We start from the raw sequence: 20,248 nt of genomic DNA on the forward strand, positions 1-20,248 counted from the left end.
AAAACAATAGCTTACGTCAAAAAAGATGGCAGAGATTGCAGAATTGAAAAGAGTAGCGTCCCAAGTGAGACGTGATATCGTTAGAATGGTTAACGCAGCAGGAAACGGTCACCCAGGTGGTGCACTAGGTTGTGCTGACTTATTTGTTGCTCTTTACTTCAAGCACATGGAACACAACAAAGAGTTCAAAATGGATGCTAAAGGTGAAGATGTTTTCTACCTTTCAAATGGTCATATTTCAGCTGTTTTTTACAGTACGTTGGCTAGAGCTGGGTATTTCCCTGTATCAGAGTTAGCTACTCATAGAAAAATCGATTCAAGATTACAAGGTCACCCGACTCCATATGAGCATTTAGAAGGTGTGCGTATGGCTTCAGGTTCATTGGGTCAAGGTCTTTCAGTAGCAGCGGGTACAGCGTTAACTAAAAAGCTTAACAACGATGACAAGTTAGTTTACTGTCTAATGGGTGATGGTGAGCAACAAGAAGGTCAAATTTGGGAAGCTGCAATGTATGCTGCTCATAACAAGATTGATAACTTAATTGGTGTGATCGATTACAATAACCGTCAAATTGATGGTGACGTATCAGACGTATTAAGCTTAATCGATATTGAAGCGAAGTATAAAGCATTTGGTTGGGAAACTATCGTAGCTGATGGTAACGATATGGAAAAATTGGATGCCGCTATTACGAAAGCAAAAGAGCTTTCTGGAAATGGTAAGCCAATCATGATTATCATGAAAACTGAGATGGGCTTCCCTATCGACTTTATGGTAGGTACACACAAGTGGCATGGTGTTGCTCCAAATGCTGAGCAAACTGAGTCAGCTTTATCTCAATTAGAAGAGACTTTAGGTGATTACTAATCACAAAAAGCAATAAAATAAAAAGCCTGTCCTTTGCATTTACAATCGACAGGCTTTTTTATTTTGTACTATTTATAGATTGAAAGTCAGTAGTTTATATTATTGTTTTTTGAAAAGATAATGTTGTAGTATTCAGATAATTATTAGTCAGCTGTTATAGATATTAGTATTATTATATAAACTAATAATTCTTACTAAACTGTAACGGTAACAATGAGTTTTGCTGAAAAGAGTCAGACATTGGAAAATGTGCTGACAAACCAATTCGATATATATTATAATACTTTTCCAGACATGTTAGTATCAATCAACCCATTTGATGCTACAGTGGTAAAATGTAATGCAACCTTTGAGAGAATGATGGAGTACGAGAAAGGAGAAGGAAGCAATAAAAGTATTTATGAAATATATCACCCATCATGCCACTTACAAGTCTCTCAATTAGTCAATAAATTTGCTGAACAAGGATTTCTCCAAAATGAACGATTAAAACTGATCTCTAAAAGAGGAAAAACGATTCCTGTGCTTCTAAGTTCTGAGGCGATTAGAAACGATAATGGAGAGATACTCTTTAGTAACTCTTGTCTTCGTGATATTTCTACGATCACAGATCTTGAAACTTCATTACAACAAGCGAATGAAGAACTTGAAGATAAAATTGACAAGCTAAAACAAAAGAATCAGGAATTAGAGCAATTTGCTTACATCGTATCGCATGATCTTAAAGAACCTGTGAGAAATATAGATGGAGTTCTAGACCTTGTTTATGAAGAGTGTGATGAAAAAAATGATCAACTCAATCAATATTATGAGTACATCAAAAGGAGTACAACGAGAATGAGTAAGTTGATTCATAGCATTCTTGATTTTAGTAAAATTGGTAAAAAAGGAAACTTCCAAATTGTGGATCTAAACAATATCATGAAGAATGTGCTTGATGATATGTGTTTAAGGATAGAAAATGAAAAAGTGAAAATTTACTGTCCAGAGTTGCCTGTAGTTTATGGTTTTGAAATAGAGTTACATATGTTATTTCAAAACATAATTTCCAATGCAATTAAATTTAAAAACCGGAGAAGATTGCCCGTAATTAAAATAGAAGTAGACGAACAAGAAGATTTTTGGCTGTTTCGTATTACTGATAATGGAATTGGAATAGAGAAAGGTCATGCAAAACGCATCTTTTCAATCTTTAAAAGAGTACATACCAATATTGAAGGTACCGGAATAGGCCTTGCGGAATGTAAAAAGATTGTTGAGCTCCATAAAGGAAGAATATGGCTAGATCATAGTGATAAAAACGGAAGTGTATTCTGTTTTACACTTACAAAAAAATACTAATACTACTAATATTGCCCAGAATCAGATAAACTTGAATTACTATATTTAATCTTCATTTTATTAAATCCCCTTTAATTCTTCACCTTCGGGAGTTGTTGTTTACTTCCTTTAAAATAATTCGTTTATTTTTGCAGCAGAAAAACGAAGAATTATATGTCAAAAAAGAAAACTATTTTAAGAGTAGATGGCTTCAGTAAATCTTACGAAGAAGGGAAAATGGCTGTAGACCATCTTTCTTTTGATGTAAAGGAAGGTGAAGTATTTGCACTTATTGGACGAAGCGGGTGTGGAAAAACAACAACTTTAAAACTATTATCCGGACAAATGAGACCTGATGGCGGATCAGCTTATATCTTTGGAGAAAGAATTTTAGGTCCTCATGAAAGACTGTTAGCCGGTCATGATAAAATAGCATTAGTAGAACAAGATTATAATTTATTTGATTATCAGACTGTTGCGGATAATATTAAATACCCAATTAGAAGATCAAGTAAAAAATATCAAGAATATAGATTAAACGAACTCTTAAGAATTTGTCAACTAGAAGACTATAAGGATGTACGTCCGAAAGAATTATCTGGTGGACAAAAACAAAGAGTAGCGATTGCAAGAGCGATTGCCGATGAACCTCCTGTGTTATTACTAGATGAACCATTTTCTCACTTAGACATGGCACTGAGAAGTGATCTAAGAAGAATGGTGAAAAATATTGCAATTGAAGCAAATATTTCTGTTGTATTTGTTACGCATGATACACATGATGCACTTTCTATGTCAGATAGAATTGGTGTGATGTCAGCAGGTCAACTTATTCAAATTGCTACACCTGAAGAAATCTACAAAAAACCATTAAACAGGTATGCTGCACATTTCTTCCCTCATTGTAATGTTCTTACTTCAGATCAATTAAAAGACCTTGATGTGAACGTTGAAAAGGGACATTATATGGCAAGACCAGAATGGGTAAAGGTTGTGGATGCTGTTGAAGGAGCTCATGAAGCTACTTTAATACATATCGATTATTTTGGAAATGCGAGTTACGGAGAATGGAAAGTATCTGATAAGTGTCATATTTGGGTACATCATGATAGTTTCTCAACTTTCCAATTAGGAGAAAAAAGAAGCATTATTCTAAAAGACAATGTAGAGTGGTGGAAATTAGATGACTAGTTCCATTACGACCAAAAAATAACAAAAGATAAATAGAAAATTACAGGAACGTATTCCAACCTTTTTCCTGTAATTTTCTTCTATACTAGAGATAATCATACGCTAACTTATTCAATATTTAACCTAACAAAATGCATTTTATCAGACTACTATTAGTATCTATTTTCATAATTTCTATATCATGTTCAAGCCCTACAAAAGAGGTGAAGGAGGAATTAAAAGTATCCAACTGGAGAGCTTTAATTGTTAATGATCATGGTAAGGAAGTACCTTTTTATCTTCAAGTGGAAGGAGAAGGCAAAGACCAAGTTTGGACAATCATTAATGGAGATGAAAGAATGAGGTTGGATGACAGTTATTATGAAAACGATTCATTGCATATACCATTATTGATCTATGAGGCAGAAATCATTGTAAAAGAAAGTGATACGACTTTAAAAGGTCAATTTTTAAGAAAAGGGGCTTACCGATTACCATTTATTGCAGAGAAAGGCAAAGCTCCTCGTTTTGTAGATTATGAGAAAGCAACGGTAAATTATACAGGAACCTATGCAGTGAAGTTGGGTGAGACCGATGCCATTGGTTTATTTAATCAAAGTGGAGATTACCTTACAGGGACATTCCTTACGGCAACTGGAGACTATAGATATTTGGAAGGCGAAGTAGATGGAAACAAGATGTTTTTATCATCATTTGACGGAGTTCATATCTTAAGATTTGAAGCAGAGTTGGAGGGAAATAGACTTCTAAATGGTAAAATGTGGTCAGGTCAGAAATCAACAAAAACTTGGCAAGGAATTAAAGATAATAGAGCAGAGCTACCTGACCCTAAAACCTTAACTCATCTAAAAGAAGGGTATGATAAGGTGAGTTTTACTTTCCAAAATGAAAAAGGAGACACGATTTCTTTAGATGATCCAAAATACCAAAACAAGGTAGTAGTGATACAAATTATGGGTTCATGGTGTCCAAACTGTCTGGATGAAAGTAAGTTTATGGCTCCTTTCTATGAAAAAATGAAGGATAAAGATTTTGAAGTGATTGGTTTGTCTTATGAAAGATCAGAAGATCCTGAAGTAGCATACAAGCGTATTAATCGTATGAAGCGTAAGTTGAATATAGGTTACGATATTTTATATGCAGGTACACCTTCTAAAGCTTCAGAATCTTTACCGATGTTAAATAAGATCATGTCTTTCCCAACATCGATTATCTTAGATAAAAAAGGAGAAGTGAGAGAAATACACACAGGTTTCTCCGGACCAAGTACAGGCCATTATTACGAAGAACATATTAGTGAGTTTACTTCTCTCGTCAATAACTTGTTGATGGAGCATGAAACTTCTAAATAAATTAGAGATATAGGAGAACAAAAATCGAAGTAATACATAGGTGTAGGACTTCGATTTTTGTTTTTTAGTGAAAACTGAAATAAATGCAATTTCACTCCATGTATAATATTTCTTTTTTAACGATATTTGCCCCATGTTAGCATCAAGTTTTACAGAAGATAAAATAGAAGCCGGATTAGATGAAGCAGGTAGAGGATGTTTGGCAGGGCCAGTAGTGGCAGCTGCAGTAATTCTACCAAGAGACTTTTCTCATCCAGATTTAAATGACTCCAAGAAACTATCTGCCAAAAAAAGAATGGAACTTCGAGAAGTAATTCTTAAAGAAGCCATAGATTATAAAGTAGTGGAGGTACAGGCAGAAGAAATAGATAAAATTAATATTTTACAAGCTTCATTTACCGCTATGCACAGATGTGTAGATGGGTTAAAAGAGAAGCCAGAATTATTATTGATTGATGGTAATCGTTTCAGGCCCTATAAAGGAATTGAACATGAATGTATCGTCAAAGGTGATGGAAAGTTTTTGAGTATAGCAGCAGCCTCAATTTTAGCAAAAACTCATAGAGATATGCTGATGGAGAAACTTTCTGAAGATTATCCACAGTACGGTTGGGAAAAAAATGCAGGTTATCCTACCAAAGCACATAGGGCAGCTATCGCAGAATTTGGAACAACGCCATGGCATAGAAATTCTTTTAAGTTGTTGCCAGAACAAAAGACAATAGACTTTTCATGAAAATAAGATCTCATATATACCTACTTCTACTTTTTTTATCTTTTGCATGTGAAAAACCTACTCCATATGGGGATTTATATGTACAGGTAAGAGATGAACAAGGTAAAGAAGTAGCTGGTGGTAATGTTATTCTTTATGGTAATGAAGAAGACTTCGTAGATCAGATAAATCCTATATCTGTACCTCAGCAAACAGATGAAAACGGTTTAGCTTTTTTCCTTAATCTGGATTCAGGTACCTATTACGTAGCGGCTTCATATACCAACCAAGAAGAGGGCATTGAAAAGAATAATTTCTTAGTAAATACTTCAGTGAAAGTAGTTGCCACAGAAATTGGTTACAGGAATTCTATCACAGTAATTATATGGGATTCATTTATTACACATTTAACGGCTACAAACGGTAAAAAGTGGCAGGTGTATAAAATGATAGAGGTGACAACAGAAGAAGAAATAGAAGTACCAGAATGTATTCAGGACGATCAATGGGTATTTTATCGTAATGGTAATTTTGAATACCTAAGTGACTCACTGAACTGTGAAGAAGGCCAAGACGATAATTTTACAGGAAGTTTTGCTCCCGTAGGAAACGGTTCATATATCGTTATTCAAGACCTTGATGATCAGATTAGGTATGGATTATATATTATTTCTGTATCCTCTACACAAATGCTGGCTCAGTACGGGCCTCATTTAATGTATTTTAAAACAGTAAATTAAGAAAAATGAACATTGGAGATAAAGTAAGAAGTTTACATGACAACATGGATGGTATTGTTGTAGGCTTCAAGAAGAATAATATTATAGAAGTTGAGGTAGATGGTTTCAGAATGGATTTTGTTGAGGGAGACCTAGCCATTGTTTCTCAAGTAGAGTCTGATGAATTCGGAAGCGTTGAAGAAGAAGAAAGAGTGGTTGTTCCATCACAAAAGAAAAAGTTAAAAGCTAGACCTCAAGCAGCATTACCACTAATTTCAGAAAGAGGTTTATTTATTGCCTTTGTTCATCAAAATGATAAAATTTTAGATGTTTACGTTTGTAATAACTCAGATCTTACGATACCATTTGTACTTGGTACGGAAAGAAAAGGGGAATACAAAGGGGTGCATGCTGGAGTACTAAATACAAGAACTCAATTAAAAGTAGATCAAGTATCATTACAGAATTTTGAAGAATGGCCAGCTTATGTTTTTCAATCTTTATTCTTTTATTCAGGTCCAAGTGTTAATCATGAACCATTAGTTAAAAAGTTAAGATTCAAAGCATCAACTTTCTTTAATAATAAAAAAGAAGTGCCTGGAATGAATGCAGATGGTTATGTATTTCAATTAGACGTTCAAGCGTTAACAGAAGTAGATGCATCAAAACTAAAAGATGGTATTCTTGATAAAAGTGCTGTAGTTGAAAAGGTAGAAAAAGTTGTTCAGAAGCCGGCATCAGAAATCGATTTACATGCTGAAGCATTAGGGTTAGACCCAAATATGGGAAACTCTACATTGAGCATGCAGATTCTTCATTTTGAAAAGGAATTAGATGCAGCTATTGTTACTGGAATGGATCATATCACTTTTATCCATGGTATCGGAAGTGGTAAATTGAAAAATGAGATCCAAAAACGACTTTCTAAGCATAATGATGTAGATTATTATGAAGATGCCAGAAAGGAAAAATTTGGTTATGGGGCAACTTATGTGAAGCTAAAATAATGAATGTTAGATTAGTTATAGGAATTATTCTTACCGGAATTGCTCTAACACTTTATGGTGTTGGTAAGCCTAAACTGTCCAAAGAATCGGATTACCTCACAGAAGCATTACAAGGCTCTGAGAATAAATATATTGTTGAAGGAGTAGTCGCAGATGATAACCCAACAGTGGTTGACTTTCTGGTATTAGCTTCTAAGGAAGAATTTACGGGCGCTGGAAAACACAATGGTTTTAAGTCTGTAGAAACGAAGCTTCAACCCATTAAAGTGAAAACACCAAAAGGTATCGAAACTTTAATTTTTGAAGATGTTCCTTGGAGAGGAGAAAAAGTAGCTCATATTCTATTAGATGAGAAAACACAATCGAATGCACCAATACAATGGTTAGGTTTAAAAAAAGGGGTAAACATTATTGCCCTTGGAGAAAAATCTAATAGTGAGGTACATGTTAAGTACGCCTATGTTGGTACTTTGCCAGACTATCTTACTCTATTGGAAGAAGGAGGAACTTGGTTAACTTACATCTGTTTAGGCTTGGCAGTAATCGGTATTCCTCTATTGATTTGGGGGAGTGTAAAAAAATAAATAGTCACTTTTTCTTAGCCTTATTTAGATAGAGAAAAGAGAATGACTTAATTGTCCCTTTGTTAGTAAAATAATAAAGGGACTTTTTTATGGAGAAAAATACTTTACTGTTGGATGGTGGACTTTCTAATGCATTGGAAGACCTTGGATATGACCTGAACCATGAATTATGGTCGGCAAAATTATTAATTGAAAACCCGCAAGCGATTATAGATGCTCATCTTTTGTATCTAGAAGCAGGGGCAGATATTATTATTACTTCAAGTTATCAATCAACAATTGAGGGGTGGGAAAAGCAAGGTTATACTTACCAAGAAGCTATAGAGTTGTTGGAGAAGTCAACGACATTGGCTTTGGAAGCTCGAAAGGTGTACCATCAAAAATATAATAGCGATAAGCAAATTTGGATTGCAGGAAGCATTGGACCTTATGGAGCATATTTGGCAGATGGTAGTGAATACAGAGGAAATTATTCTTTATCTATTAAAGATTTAATTGAGTTTCACACCGAAAGAGTAAAGGTAATAGACCATACTAAAATAGATCTGTTAGCTTTTGAAACTATACCGAGTTTTGATGAGGTAAAAGCGATATCAAGCTTATTGTCAACAACACAGCATAAAGGATGGATTACAGTTTCCTGTAAAAATGAGAGAGAATTGAATGATGGAACACCTATCAAAGAGGTTGCGGAGTATTTAAGCAATCAAAAGAACTTATTTGGTTTTGGAGTGAACTGTACAAAACCTGAATTTATCCTTGAATTAATCCAAGATATTACTTCAACAACATTATCAACAAGAGTGATAGTTTATCCAAATGCAGGACTAGTTTATGATCCAAATGAGAAAAAATGGAGAGGAACTGCAGAACCTTTAGGCTGTGAATTTATGGCAAAACAATGGAAAAAAGCAGGAGCTAATGTAATAGGAGGGTGCTGTCAGATGGGGCCAGACCATATATCATCCATGAAAAAAGGATTAAGTTGAGAAATAATATCAAATTTCTAATAGAATTGAAGTGCTTAATATTTTTGTAAAACCATAGCCTAATTTTTGCCGTTTCAAAATTAAGATTTGTTAATATTGCAAAATATTTGCATTTTAAGGACTGCTTTATGTGATAGTTTGGTTTTGGATCATTAATTCAAATCAAACTTACTTTATTCTTAATTTGCATTACATCAACACTTTAAATTAGACACTCAATACAAGCATGAGTTTTATTTCGGCTTTAGACGCATTCCAAAAATGGGAGAAAAACACACCTAACCTTCCATTCCTTCATCAGAACATTCATGGTGAAAAACTTACAGTAACCTATCAAGAAGCAGGTGAACAAGCAAGAAAAATGGCATCTGCTATCAAAGGGCTTGGCATCGAAGAAGGTAGTCATGTTGCTATTCTATCTAAAAACTGTTCACACTGGATTATGGCAGATCTTGCTATTCTAATGGCAGGGTGTGTAAGTATTCCAATTTATCCTACTACCGATAAAGATACCATCAAGTTAATCTTAGAACACAGTGATTCAAAAGCAGTGTTTGTGGGTAAATTAGATGACTATGCTTCACAGAAAGAAGGAGTAGATGCAGTAGATATTCCTAGAATTGGAATTGAAATGCATGGTGTCAATGAACAATATGGATGGGATGAGTTGGTGAAAAAAAATCAACCATTACAAGAGGTGTTCAAACCTAAGTCGGATGATTTAATGACCATTCTTTATACATCTGGTACAACAGGTAACCCGAAAGGAGTGATGCATAAATATGGAAGTGTTGAATTTGCAGTAAAAGAATTTGAGCATCATTTTTCATTACCGAAAAACCCTAGGTTCTTTGCTTTCCTTTCATTAGCACACATTGCAGAAAGAGCAGCTTACGAATTTATTGGTTTATATTTAGGTGGTTCAATAGCATTCCCTGAGTCTATTGAAACATTCCCAGCAAACTTGGCAGAAGCGAAACCACACATGTTCTTTGCTGTACCAAGAATCTTCCAGAAATTCCAAGAAAGTATTCTTAAGAAGATGCCTCAGAATAGATTGGACTTTTTATTAAAGCTTCCAATTCTTAATTCTGTAATCAAGAAAAAAATTGTAGGTGCTCTTGGTTTACAAGAAGCAGTTTCTGTTATCTCTGGAGCCGCACCAATTTCTCCTGATCTACAGCATTGGTTTAAGAAATTAGATTTGGATGTAAACCAAGGTTACGGAATGTCTGAAGATGTATGTGTATCACATATGAACTTCCCAGGCCAAAATAAAATTGGAACAGTAGGACAAAAATATGATCATATCCAAACAAAGCTTTCAGGTGAAGGAGAAGTTTGCTTAAAGAGTGATTGTTTGACATTAGGTTACTACAAAGAACCAGAAAAGACTGCAGAGCTTTTTGATGAAGAAGGGTTCTTGAAAACAGGAGACCTAGGTGAATATGATCATGATGGTTATTTGTCTATTGTTGGTAGAGTAAAAGATCAATTCAAAACAGACAAAGGGAAATACATATCTCCAAACCATTTAGAACTTCCATTATCTGATAATCCAGATATTGAGCAAGTTTGTGTTGTAGGTACAGGAATTCCACAGCCAATTGCTTTGATAGTACCTTCTGAAACGGGTAAAGAGTTGTCTCAAGATGCATTAAGAGCATCAGTAGAGAGCTCATTAAACAGTCTTAACCCGACGTTGCCTAATTATGAGAAAATTGCAAAAGCAATTGTCATGAAAGAAGATTGGACAATCGATAACGGATTGTTAACGCCTACTTTGAAATTGAAGAGAAATAACCTCGAAAAAATACACCAACCATACTACAGTGAGTGGTTTAGTAAAAACGATACGGTTATTTTTGAATAAAATAATAGGCCTACAAATCATATTGTAGGCCTTTTTTATGTGTTTATTCTGCTCTATAACCTATTGAGGAAGAATAATCTAAGTTTTTTTGAAAAAAAATGAGTGCAGAGGTGACCTTTTATTTTTTCTGTTGTCTTTATAGTAGAATTTTTAATCGACACCTGTAACTATGAAACTATTATACTATCTCTCGATCTGTCTATTCTTTGGCTCGTGCAACTTTAAAGGTATCACTTTTGAGACCGAACAATCAAAACAAATCAAAGAACTTGAAGAGCAAATTCAATTACTCGAAATAAAAAAGGATTCTATTCAGAATAGTACGTCTTTTACTAGTTTGTACAAACAAAAAAACCGAACTATTGTTGTGCAATAGATCGGTTTTAGATGATTGATTTGGGTGTATGTATTCCCTATATTGTTTGTACTTTGAAATCGATATCAAACTCATCAGCAATTGCTTTGTCACCTAAGTTGTCAAAGAATGAGTCAGAACCATATTTTAAACCAAATTTAGTTCTATCAATTTTTAATTTTCCTTCTAAAGTATGCTTTTTACCTTCAGATTTTAATTTTGAATCAAAAGCTACTTCCTGAGTAACTCCTTTGATAGTTAAGTCACCTTTTAATTTGTGAACATCTCCATCAACAGCTACTTCTTTTAAAGTAAATGTTGCTGTAGGGTGCTTTTCAACATCAAAGAAATCAGCACTTTTTAAGTGACCATCTAATTTTTGTTGCCATTCACCTTGTAGATCTAAAGAAGTCAATGATGTTAAATCAATAACGATAGTACCTTCTTTAACTACACCTTTCTTTACTTTTAATTCGCCACCTTTGACAGCTACAGTTCCATTGTGTTGTCCAGTTACTTTGTAACCTGTCCATTTTACCTCAGATTGATCTGGAGAGATTTTTTGAGCGAATGTAGATGCGAAAGCAAATAATAAAATACCAAGTGTAAGACTTAACTTTTTCATAATGTATAAGTGTTTCGTTTAAATTTGTTTATGCAAACATATGTATAGAAAATATTTGTTCAAACAAATTACTCAATATTTTACAATTTTTAACATTATTCATCGTCATAGTGTTTTGTCACCTCTTTGCCTTTTATTGAAAACACTTTTGATACATTTACTTGTTCTTTTTTATGATTATCAGGGTTAATGTTTTGTGACTCGATTTCTGTAACATATTCTTGGTAACCCCAGCAGTTAGGACAGTCTTTATAAGAGCTCATAGTGATTATTGTTTAAAGTGTTATTATTAATTGATGCCTCAAAATTACGTTTTTTATCCTCTCTTGTAAAATCAATAATATTTATGTCACTATAATCTATTTCTATATAAATGACATTAATTGATACATTGTTAGTTGTTTATGATTATTGTGTCGATTTCTCTATTACTTTTTTTGATGTTTCTTTGTTAATCAATTTTAATAGTTTGATATAAAACAAAATTATATTTTTTACTTTGTTGTGTCGACAATGAGAGCAGGCTCAAAAAATACTATCAACGAATAGATACGCCTATTTAATAGGCCATAACATCAATTAATAATGAGAAAAGTTTTACTTATTTTATCGTTACTAACATTTGTTAGTGGTGCTACTTTTGCACAAAAATCAAAGAAAAATAAACGTCCGAACATTCTTGTAATCATGGGCGATGATGTTGGATATGGTAACATTTCAACATATAACAATGGCATGTTAGCTTACCAAACGCCAAATATTGATAGAATTGGTAAAGAAGGTGTGGTATTAACTTCTGAATATGCTCAACAATCATGTACTGCTGGTAGAGCTGCATTTATCACTGGTCAATCTCCATTAAGAACAGGTTTATCTACTATCGGTATGCCAGGTTCTAAAATTGGTATCCAAAAAGAAGATCCTACAATTGCTGAGATTCTTAAGCCACTTGGTTATACATCTGGTCAGTTTGGTAAAAACCACTTAGGTGATAGAGATGAATTCTTACCTACAAATCACGGTTTCGATGAATTCTTCGGTAACCTTTACCACTTAAATGCAGAAGAAGAGCCAGAAGATCCAGCATATCCTACAGATCCAGAGTTCAAGAAAAAATATGGACCAAGAGGTGTAATTCACTCGTATGCAGACGGACGTATCTCTGATACAGGTCCATTGAACAAGAAAAGAATGGAAACAGTAGATGCTGAATTCATGGATGCTTCAATCGAATTCATGGAGAAAGCTGTAAAAGACGACAAACCATTCTTCGTATGGTTCAACTCAACTCGTATGCACGTTTTCACTCACTTAACTGAGGAATCTAAAAAATTAGTTCATGATTACGGTTTATATGGAGCTGGTATGACTGAATTAGATAATCAAGTAGGTACATTATTATCAACTTTAGAGCGTTTAGGTATTGAAGATAACACGATCGTAATTTTCACTACAGACAACGGTGTTGAAAAAATGACATGGCCTGACGGTGGTATCTCTCCATTCCGTGGTGAAAAAGGATCTACTTGGGAAGGTGGTGTAAGAGTACCTTTCGTAATCAAATACCCTAACGGTATCAAAGAAACTGGTCGTAAATTAAATGGTATTGTTTCTCATGAAGATATGATGCCTACATTATATGCCGCTGTAACAGGTAAAGATGACTTAAAAGAAACTTTAAAAACTGGTTACAAAGGTGAAGAGTCTACTTTCAAAGTACACTTAGACGGTTACAACCAATGGGATTACTTCACTGGTAAAGAGGAGAAATCAAGAAGAGATACTTTCTTCTATGTAGCTGACAATGGTATGATCCAAGCGATGCGTTGGAATGATTGGAAAATCCACTTCATCATCCAAGAAGGTGAAGGTCCTGATATGTGGTTCTCAGGTCACAGATTTGCATTATCATGGCCAAGAATTTATAACTTAGGTCAAGATCCATACGAAATGGCAGATCACTCTGGTATGTACTTAAAATGGTACGGACAGAAAATGTGGTTATTCGTTCCTGCAAAAGAAAAGTTAGGAGAATTCTTTATGTCATTCAAGTCGTTCCCTCCAAGACAACGTCCTGAATTATTATCTCCTGGTAAAATGCAAGAGATGTTATATCAAATGATGGATAGAACTCCTAAAAACTAGAAATAGTTGAAAGAATTTGAATAATGTTGATTTTATGCCCTTACACTATGCAAAGTGTAAGGGCATTTTTTTATTTCCTAAGATCAAAATCGATATATAAGCTAAATCTAAATACATTACTTGTCGCCGTTTGATTGTAGGTCCACATATGTCCGGCAGTGAAACTAGTCGTTTCATTAAACTTATATCCAATAGCATTGTATATCCTTAAATCTTCAAGACTATGAGTATGGTTATCTTGCATAAATAATTCTACAGATGGAGAAACAAAGAATGTACCTGGAGACATATGCTTATTATTAATAGGAATATATGCGTACAGTTTATATCTATACCTATTACTGTATTTTGTGTAATCCACTTTATCTTCCCATCTATGCTCTATTCTCACCTGATGGTAAATTTTAGCTCTACCAATGTAATGATGATATAAATATTGATGCCAAATACGGTATTCCATTAATGTAGTCTGATCATAAGGATCCTGTTCACCATAACCAGTATCTTGATTAAACTTTCCGATAATTGCAGGTCCAACAACAATATCAAAATGATCGTTGACAAAATAATTCAGACCCATTCTGTTATAACTTTTATGAAGGTAGAAACCATTTCCTTCATCCGTATATCGAATATGGTGTTCACCGTAATATCCTAATTTATCGCTTATTCTGGCTTTTAAATATAATCCTCCCCATTGCCCATCATTTTGTGCATATATTGTTATAGACCCTAAGATTAGGATCAGTGTAATCAAAACTTTTTTCATGTTATTTAGATTTTTGCTTAGTAGATATTCCTTACAAGGCTCTGAAGTGATTTAACAATGAGCACAAGTATTATTTAGACATACCTTTCCTGTAAGACTACAAGACCGGTAGTTGGTTGTGTACTTTGTTTATAAATCCTTGTAAGAATGATAAATTAATAGAAGTAGTATCAGTGTAGTAATTTTTAAATTGAGATTGTTTGGTTTACTAATTATTAGGTATATCTGTCTAAAGACACACAACTGCTTATATCTAGCTTTTTAGAATGTCACCGCTTTTTTGAAAAAAAAATTATAAAATTTAAAATTCTCTGTTTTTTTCTTCTTCTAACATCAAGCATAAACCACAAAAACAGTATGTCATTAATCTTATTTTGAATAGAATTTTTTTAATGTTTTTATATAAAATCTTATATATGTAATTATTGAGGTAGAATAGTTATTTTTCAATATCTGACCTTATGTAAGATGTGTTTTGTTGAGTATTTATTGTTATATTTACTCATAAACTATCCTACATCAGCTATTTAGGTAAATTAAACTTATGAAAAAGATAAACATATATTACACGATTTTATTGCTATCAGTTGTATCGGTAGTAGTGATTTCATATGTAGTGATTCCTCAGATAAACTTCTCAAAAGAAGCTGTTTTGATTTTTCAAGCGATTTGTATCGTTCTTTGCTTAACCATGCCTTTTAAGATTTACGACGAACGCCAAAAAGGTAGGAAAAAAGTTATTTGACCATGTTGTCAAAAATTTTTTAAATTAATTTTGACTTATCGGTCAACTAATTTACATTTGTAGTGTAATAATAAAAACACAATGGCAGGTAGACCAAAAATTTTTAATCAAGAGGAAGTATTAGATAAGACAATCAATCTTTTTTGGGAGAATGGTTATGAAGCAACTGGTACAACAGCTCTTCTAAAAGAAGTCAACTTAAACAAGGGCAGTTTATACCATACCTTTAAATCAAAAAAGCAGTTATTTCTAGCAGGGTTGAATCATATGGAAAGAAAAGCTTTACAAGGATTTGAAGAGGCTTTAACGAATAGTGAACAGCCTATAGAAGTAATTAGAGGATTGTTTCTTGGTATTGTTGATTCATCTTATGATGAAAACTGTAAAGGGTGTATTCTAGGAAATACGTTAATGGAATTTACAGGTAAAGATGATGAAGCAAAAGATGTAGCAGCAGGTTTCCTTAGAGAATTGGAATCACTGTTTGAAAAAACAATCACTCAAGAACAAGAAAAAGGAGTATTGACATCTACTGAAAACGCATCTGATCTTGCTAAGTACTTGATTAACTTTTGGAACGGAATAAATATTTCTAGACGTATCTACACAGACAAACAAGAATTATTACAAATGATTAATTTTCACCTAAAAATCATCAAATAAACACTACACCATTATCATGAAAAACATTTCTAGACTAACCCAAAATGTCGGGATCGAAATTTCCCGATACGGACTCGTATTAATTTTACTTTGGTACGGTATATTTAAATTTACCAATGCTGAAGCACAAGCGATTTTAGACCTTATCGAAAACAGTCCTTTGTTTAGTTGGATGTTGTCATTTATGACCATTCAGCAAGTATCTAATATGATTGGAACTGTTGAAATCATTACTGCAATAGCTATTGCTGCCAGACCATTCTCTCCTTGGGCAAGTGTAGTTGGAAGTTTTGTAGGAATCGTTACTTTTGTAGCCACATTATCATTTTTAGCCACAACTCCAGGGATGTTTAAATTAGTGGACGGTATGTATGTTCCAAACGGTTTTATACTTAAGGACCTACTACTTTTAGGTTTTTCTGTGTGGAGTTTCGGAGAATCATACGCTGCTTTAGAACAAAAACAATCAAAAGTAGTTGACACTAAATATCAATTCTCATAAAATTATTTTGTGGGAATACTTTTATCAAGGTAAATAAAAATAAGTATTAGAGATAAATGAATCTTCTCAAAGAATATAGAGACCGTAGAGCTGCTCAAAACGAGAAAGTGCTTGAGAATGCGGATAAAGTAATTAAACGTATCTATAGCTTGGATACCGTTACTTATCAAGATGGTGCATTGGATGCAAAAACTAAAGAGATGATAGGTTTAACTACTTCTCTAGTTTTACGTTGTGATGACTGCGTAAAATACCACCTTGAGAAATGTATTGAGTTAGGATATACAAAAGAACAAGTAATAGAAGGAATGGCTGTAACAAACGTTGTTGGAGGAACAATAGTGATCCCACACTTAAGAAGAGCTGTTGAATATTTAGAAGCTTTGTTTGAAGAAAAAGAAAATCAATAATATTGTATCTATTGATATTAAGAAGAGGTATTCGTCATGAATGCCTCTTTTTTTTCTGCCTAAAAACTCTTAATTTATTAATATGATCGAAGTGATTGGATGAATGACCATTACTTCTCTCAGCTGAAACTACAATAAAATCACCCAAAACTAACCCTAAATGACTAAACAAGAAGTAATAGATTTACTAGAAGATAGCAGGCACAATAAAGTAAAAGTAGCTATTGTTGATATCGACGGTGTTTTAAGAGGAAAGTACATGCATATCAAAAAGTTTATATCAGCTTTAGAATCTGGTTTTGGCTTTTGTGATGTTGTATTTGGTTGGGATATGGTTGATGAATCCTACGATAATGTTAAAGTTACAGGTTGGCATACAGGTTACCCGGACATGCCTGCAAGAATCGATGTAACAACGTTTAGACAAATCCCATGGGAGAATGAAACTCCTTTTTTTCTAGCTGATTTTAGTCGAGAAAATAAAGACGAGGAAACTGTTGGTCCTAGAGCGTTATTGAAACGTATTCAGGCAAAATCTTTAGAACTAGGCTTTTCACCAGTTTTTTCTCAAGAATTTGAATGGTTTAATTATCGTCAATCGTCATCAGAACTTTACGAAAAAGACTTTAAGAAAGTAACACCTCTAACTGAAGGGATGTTTGGCTATTCAATTCTCCGATCTTCAGAGAATAGTGAGTTTTTTCATGACCTTTTTGATTTATTGGAAGACTTTAATATTCCATTAGAAGGACTACATACTGAGACTGGACCAGGTGTCTTTGAAGCTGCCATACAATATACCAATATCGTTGAAGCTGCAGATAGAGCAACTTTATTTAAAACATCAGTAAAAGAAATCGCTTATAAACATGGAGTGATGGCTAGTTTTATGGCCAAACAAAATATGGAATTACCAGGGTGTAGTGGACATATCCATCAGAGTTTATGGGATGCTGAAGTAAAGAAAAACCTCTTCTTTGACGCTTCAAATAAAGATAATATTAGCAAAACAATGGAGCACTATATGGCCGGCCAGTTGTTTTGTCTGCCTTTTATTTTACCAATGCTTGCACCTACTATAAATAGTTATAAAAGACTTGTAGAAGGGGCGTGGGCTCCAACAACATTAACTTGGGCTGTTGATAATAGAACTACTGCTCTTAGAGCATTGCCGCATGGAGAAAAGTCTTCAAGATTAGAAACCAGAGTAGTGGGATCAGATGTTAATCCATATCTGGCAATGTCTGCTTGTTTAGCAGCAGGACTATACGGTATCGAAAACAAATTATCACTTGATACTCCTCAAACGATTGGAAATGGCTATAAAGAAACCCAGTATGGAACACTGCCCGCTAATCTTTGGGACGCGACGCAAGCAATGAAAAATCATGAACTACCAAAAGAACTATTTGGGGAAGAGTTTGTAGAACATTTCACCCTGTCTAGAGAATGGGAATGGAGAAGGTTTATGAATACAGTAACAGATTGGGAAACGAAACGTTATTTTGAAATCATATAATCATGTTAGATATACATTCTACTTATACCTATAATTTTCCTACAAAAATCCGCTTCGGTGTAGGGGTTATTAATGAACTCGGACCGTATCTAAAGGAGAACAATATATTCCGTCCCTTAATTGTTACAGATGCGATAATATCTGAGCTGCCTTTTTTCTCTAAAGTGATCTCTGACCTTGAAAGACAAGGAATTTCCCCTTCTGTTTTTAATGAAATGCACAAAAACCCGGTAAAATCGGATGTATTGAAAGGAAAAAAGAATTATCAGAATAGCATATGTGATGGAGTTATCGGTATCGGAGGGGGCGTAGCCATGGATGTCGCCAGAGCAATTGCATTAAGTATCAATCATCACAGAGATTTATTTGATTACGATGATTTAATAGGGGGTGATAAATACGTTACAGAAGAAATACCGCATTTTATTACTATACCTACAACTGCTGGTACTGGTAGTGAAGTTGGTAGATCAGCAATAATCTCAGATGATATAACAAAACAGAAAAAGATACTATTTTCACCAAGTTTGTTAGCCAAAATAGTTTTTGCAGATCCAACCTTAACGTTAGACTTGCCTGCTTTTGTAACAGCAGCAACAGGCATGGATGCAATTACTCATAATATTGAAGCTTACCTATCTCGAGGTTTTAATCCAATGTGTGATGGTATCGCTTTACAAGGACTGAAGTTGTTAGCACAATCCATCGTTCAAGCTACCAAAGAACCTGATCTGTTTTCAAGGTCAAAGATGCTGATAGGTTCATTAATGGGAGCTGTAGCATTTCAAAAAGGACTAGGTATGGTGCATAGTATGGCTCATCCATTATCAAGTTTGTTAGACATGCATCATGGGCTTGCCAATGCTATTTGTTTACCAATTGGTATGGAATACAACTACGTTGGATTTGAAGGGAAATTCAATGTAATGGCATATACGATGGGGTTAGGAGGGAATCAAGGGAAAAACTTAGTGGATAGTGTAATGGTTCTCAATGAGCAATTGGGTTTACCTCAAAACTTATCTCAAGTTGGAGTGAAAGAGGAACATATTCCAGAGTTGGCTAGATTAGCTAAACAAGATTTCTGTTTACCATGTAATCCTAAAGAAGTTACAGAAGAGGACTTTGTTCAATTGTATAAAAAAGCATTATCGTATGATTAAGATCGGTATTACACCATGCTTCTTTTATCCAGATATGAGTCGATCTACATTTGGTCCAAAGTCACTGACATATGTGGAAAATAACATGATGGAATATGTCGCTCAAGAAGGGATTCTGCCAATAGTAATTCCAGATATAGATAAAAAACTATTGAATAAGGTCTTAGATACATTAGATGGAGTAATACTTCATGGAGGATCGGATGTAGCTCCTGAAACGTATGGAGAACAACCGATTGGCCCATGGTTGGGAGATGCATACAGAGATCAATTTGAACTCTACGTTATCGATTATATGATAAAAAAAGGGAAATCGATTTTTGGTATTTGTAGAGGTTTTCAATTATTGAATATCTATTACGGAGGTAGTCTTTACCAAGATACAATCACTCAAAGAGAAGGGGTGAAGGAGCATCGTTCTGCTGAAAAATATGATACGATTTATCATCCAATAAATATATTAGAAAACAACTTTCTAAAGGAAATCTATCCATCGGAAAAACAACAATTCGTCAATACTGTCCATCATCAATCTATTAAAAAATTAGGTGATGGACTTCAAATATGGGCAACTTCAGATGATGGTATTATTGAAGCATTTGGGGATCCAAATAAACCTAAAGGAAAAGTGATGGGTGTACAATGGCATCCAGAATTTTCAAAAACACTTGGAGACAAAATAATTAACCCACAGCCTTTATATAAGGCATTTCTAACTCACATATACGATTAAC

20 protein-coding genes are annotated in these 20,248 nt (G+C 34.1%); 17 read left to right on the forward strand and 3 right to left on the reverse strand.

Annotated elements, in window-relative coordinates; translation table 11 throughout:
• Window positions 1-25 precede the first annotated feature (25 nt).
• The 10 genes from HGP29_RS04370 to HGP29_RS04415 all read left to right on the forward strand — a co-directional run bounded on the left by HGP29_RS04370 (window position 26) and on the right by HGP29_RS04415 (window position 10,618).
• A complete protein-coding gene (locus tag HGP29_RS04370) occupies window positions 26-868 on the forward strand; it encodes a transketolase (RefSeq protein ID WP_168881125.1) in 843 nt (280 codons plus the stop codon).
• Window positions 869-1,081: 213 nt separating this feature from the next.
• Window positions 1,082-2,209 carry a PAS domain-containing sensor histidine kinase gene (locus HGP29_RS04375; RefSeq protein WP_168881126.1) on the forward strand — a complete coding sequence of 376 codons (1,128 nt, stop codon included), beginning with the start codon at window positions 1,082-1,084 and terminating at the stop codon, window positions 2,207-2,209.
• Window positions 2,210-2,362: 153 nt separating this feature from the next.
• Window positions 2,363-3,379 carry an ABC transporter ATP-binding protein gene (locus HGP29_RS04380; RefSeq protein ID WP_168881127.1) on the forward strand — a complete coding sequence of 339 codons (1,017 nt, stop codon included), beginning with the start codon at window positions 2,363-2,365 and terminating at the stop codon, window positions 3,377-3,379.
• Between the two features lie 131 nt (window positions 3,380-3,510).
• Window positions 3,511-4,731, forward strand: a complete 1,221-nt coding sequence (locus tag HGP29_RS04385; protein ID WP_168881128.1) for a peroxiredoxin family protein — start codon at window positions 3,511-3,513, stop codon at window positions 4,729-4,731.
• A gap of 133 nt (window positions 4,732-4,864) precedes the next feature.
• Window positions 4,865-5,467, forward strand: a complete 603-nt coding sequence (locus tag HGP29_RS04390) for a ribonuclease HII (RefSeq protein WP_168881129.1) — start codon at window positions 4,865-4,867, stop codon at window positions 5,465-5,467.
• Window positions 5,464-6,186 (forward strand): carboxypeptidase-like regulatory domain-containing protein, encoded by a 723-nt coding sequence (locus HGP29_RS04395; protein WP_168881130.1) that lies wholly within the window; start codon window positions 5,464-5,466, stop codon window positions 6,184-6,186. Before HGP29_RS04390 ends, HGP29_RS04395 begins: the two co-directional genes overlap by 4 nt.
• Before the next feature lie 5 nt (window positions 6,187-6,191).
• Complete coding sequence (locus HGP29_RS04400) at window positions 6,192-7,172, forward strand: Smr/MutS family protein (RefSeq protein WP_168881131.1); 981 nt, start codon at window positions 6,192-6,194, stop codon at window positions 7,170-7,172.
• Window positions 7,172-7,756: a hypothetical protein gene (locus HGP29_RS04405; protein ID WP_168881132.1), complete on the forward strand. Its 585-nt coding sequence runs from the start codon at window positions 7,172-7,174 to the stop codon at window positions 7,754-7,756. Before HGP29_RS04400 ends, HGP29_RS04405 begins: the two co-directional genes overlap by 1 nt.
• A gap of 89 nt (window positions 7,757-7,845) precedes the next feature.
• Window positions 7,846-8,745, forward strand: a complete 900-nt coding sequence (gene mmuM, locus HGP29_RS04410; RefSeq protein WP_168881133.1) for a homocysteine S-methyltransferase — start codon at window positions 7,846-7,848, stop codon at window positions 8,743-8,745.
• A gap of 226 nt (window positions 8,746-8,971) precedes the next feature.
• A complete protein-coding gene (locus tag HGP29_RS04415; RefSeq protein ID WP_168881134.1) occupies window positions 8,972-10,618 on the forward strand; it encodes an AMP-binding protein in 1,647 nt (548 codons plus the stop codon).
• A gap of 413 nt (window positions 10,619-11,031) precedes the next feature.
• On the opposite strand, the gene HGP29_RS04420 is transcribed toward HGP29_RS04415, so the two are convergent.
• Complete coding sequence (locus tag HGP29_RS04420; RefSeq protein ID WP_168881135.1) at window positions 11,032-11,598, reverse strand: YceI family protein; 567 nt, start codon at window positions 11,596-11,598, stop codon at window positions 11,032-11,034.
• Between the two features lie 95 nt (window positions 11,599-11,693).
• Window positions 11,694-11,861 (reverse strand): hypothetical protein, encoded by a 168-nt coding sequence (locus tag HGP29_RS04425; protein ID WP_168881136.1) that lies wholly within the window; start codon window positions 11,859-11,861, stop codon window positions 11,694-11,696.
• Window positions 11,862-12,183: 322 nt separating this feature from the next.
• Between HGP29_RS04425 and HGP29_RS04430 the strand changes: the two genes are divergently transcribed.
• Window positions 12,184-13,743, forward strand: a complete 1,560-nt coding sequence (locus HGP29_RS04430) for an arylsulfatase (RefSeq protein ID WP_168881137.1) — start codon at window positions 12,184-12,186, stop codon at window positions 13,741-13,743.
• Between the two features lie 70 nt (window positions 13,744-13,813).
• Here the strand turns inward: HGP29_RS04430 and HGP29_RS04435 are convergent, their stop codons facing one another.
• Window positions 13,814-14,512 carry a DUF2490 domain-containing protein gene (locus HGP29_RS04435; RefSeq protein WP_168881138.1) on the reverse strand — a complete coding sequence of 233 codons (699 nt, stop codon included), beginning with the start codon at window positions 14,510-14,512 and terminating at the stop codon, window positions 13,814-13,816.
• Window positions 14,513-15,338: 826 nt separating this feature from the next.
• Here HGP29_RS04435 and HGP29_RS04440 point away from each other — a divergent pair.
• From HGP29_RS04440 to HGP29_RS04465, 6 genes are all read left to right on the forward strand, one after another.
• Window positions 15,339-15,920, forward strand: a complete 582-nt coding sequence (locus tag HGP29_RS04440; protein WP_168881139.1) for a TetR/AcrR family transcriptional regulator — start codon at window positions 15,339-15,341, stop codon at window positions 15,918-15,920.
• Between the two features lie 16 nt (window positions 15,921-15,936).
• On the forward strand, window positions 15,937-16,422 hold the full coding sequence (locus HGP29_RS04445; protein WP_168881140.1) for a DUF417 family protein: 486 nt from the start codon (window positions 15,937-15,939) through the stop codon (window positions 16,420-16,422).
• 56 nt (window positions 16,423-16,478) lie between these two features.
• Window positions 16,479-16,832, forward strand: a complete 354-nt coding sequence (locus tag HGP29_RS04450; RefSeq protein ID WP_168881141.1) for a carboxymuconolactone decarboxylase family protein — start codon at window positions 16,479-16,481, stop codon at window positions 16,830-16,832.
• Between the two features lie 160 nt (window positions 16,833-16,992).
• Window positions 16,993-18,351, forward strand: coding sequence for a glutamine synthetase family protein (locus tag HGP29_RS04455; protein WP_168881142.1), 1,359 nt, complete (start codon window positions 16,993-16,995; stop codon window positions 18,349-18,351).
• 2 nt (window positions 18,352-18,353) lie between these two features.
• Window positions 18,354-19,514 carry an iron-containing alcohol dehydrogenase gene (locus HGP29_RS04460; protein ID WP_168881143.1) on the forward strand — a complete coding sequence of 387 codons (1,161 nt, stop codon included), beginning with the start codon at window positions 18,354-18,356 and terminating at the stop codon, window positions 19,512-19,514.
• A complete protein-coding gene (locus HGP29_RS04465) occupies window positions 19,507-20,247 on the forward strand; it encodes a gamma-glutamyl-gamma-aminobutyrate hydrolase family protein (protein WP_168881144.1) in 741 nt (246 codons plus the stop codon). Before HGP29_RS04460 ends, HGP29_RS04465 begins: the two co-directional genes overlap by 8 nt.
• The last annotated feature ends 1 nt before the right edge of the window (window position 20,248 follow it).

The sequence above is a fragment of the Flammeovirga agarivorans genome, assembly GCF_012641475.1.
Classification (GTDB): Bacteria; Bacteroidota; Bacteroidia; order Cytophagales; family Flammeovirgaceae; genus Flammeovirga; species Flammeovirga agarivorans.

Bases quoted from the DNA above. Each gene is read 5' to 3' on its own strand.
- HGP29_RS04370 (WP_168881125.1), top strand. From the start codon at position 26: ATGGCAGAGATTGCAGAATTGAAAAGAGTAGCGTCCCAAGTGAGACGT.
- HGP29_RS04375 (WP_168881126.1), top strand. From the start codon at position 1,082: ATGAGTTTTGCTGAAAAGAGTCAGACATTGGAAAATGTGCTGACAAAC.
- HGP29_RS04380 (WP_168881127.1), top strand. From the start codon at position 2,363: ATGTCAAAAAAGAAAACTATTTTAAGAGTAGATGGCTTCAGTAAATCT.
- HGP29_RS04385 (WP_168881128.1), top strand. From the start codon at position 3,511: ATGCATTTTATCAGACTACTATTAGTATCTATTTTCATAATTTCTATA.
- HGP29_RS04390 (WP_168881129.1), top strand. From the start codon at position 4,865: ATGTTAGCATCAAGTTTTACAGAAGATAAAATAGAAGCCGGATTAGAT.
- HGP29_RS04395 (WP_168881130.1), top strand. From the start codon at position 5,464: ATGAAAATAAGATCTCATATATACCTACTTCTACTTTTTTTATCTTTT.
- HGP29_RS04400 (WP_168881131.1), top strand. From the start codon at position 6,192: ATGAACATTGGAGATAAAGTAAGAAGTTTACATGACAACATGGATGGT.
- HGP29_RS04405 (WP_168881132.1), top strand. From the start codon at position 7,172: ATGAATGTTAGATTAGTTATAGGAATTATTCTTACCGGAATTGCTCTA.
- mmuM (WP_168881133.1), top strand. From the start codon at position 7,846: ATGGAGAAAAATACTTTACTGTTGGATGGTGGACTTTCTAATGCATTG.
- HGP29_RS04415 (WP_168881134.1), top strand. From the start codon at position 8,972: ATGAGTTTTATTTCGGCTTTAGACGCATTCCAAAAATGGGAGAAAAAC.
- HGP29_RS04420 (WP_168881135.1), bottom strand. From the start codon at position 11,598: ATGAAAAAGTTAAGTCTTACACTTGGTATTTTATTATTTGCTTTCGCA.
- HGP29_RS04425 (WP_168881136.1), bottom strand. From the start codon at position 11,861: ATGAGCTCTTATAAAGACTGTCCTAACTGCTGGGGTTACCAAGAATAT.
- HGP29_RS04430 (WP_168881137.1), top strand. From the start codon at position 12,184: ATGAGAAAAGTTTTACTTATTTTATCGTTACTAACATTTGTTAGTGGT.
- HGP29_RS04435 (WP_168881138.1), bottom strand. From the start codon at position 14,512: ATGAAAAAAGTTTTGATTACACTGATCCTAATCTTAGGGTCTATAACA.
- HGP29_RS04440 (WP_168881139.1), top strand. From the start codon at position 15,339: ATGGCAGGTAGACCAAAAATTTTTAATCAAGAGGAAGTATTAGATAAG.
- HGP29_RS04445 (WP_168881140.1), top strand. From the start codon at position 15,937: ATGAAAAACATTTCTAGACTAACCCAAAATGTCGGGATCGAAATTTCC.
- HGP29_RS04450 (WP_168881141.1), top strand. From the start codon at position 16,479: ATGAATCTTCTCAAAGAATATAGAGACCGTAGAGCTGCTCAAAACGAG.
- HGP29_RS04455 (WP_168881142.1), top strand. From the start codon at position 16,993: ATGACTAAACAAGAAGTAATAGATTTACTAGAAGATAGCAGGCACAAT.
- HGP29_RS04460 (WP_168881143.1), top strand. From the start codon at position 18,354: ATGTTAGATATACATTCTACTTATACCTATAATTTTCCTACAAAAATC.
- HGP29_RS04465 (WP_168881144.1), top strand. From the start codon at position 19,507: ATGATTAAGATCGGTATTACACCATGCTTCTTTTATCCAGATATGAGT.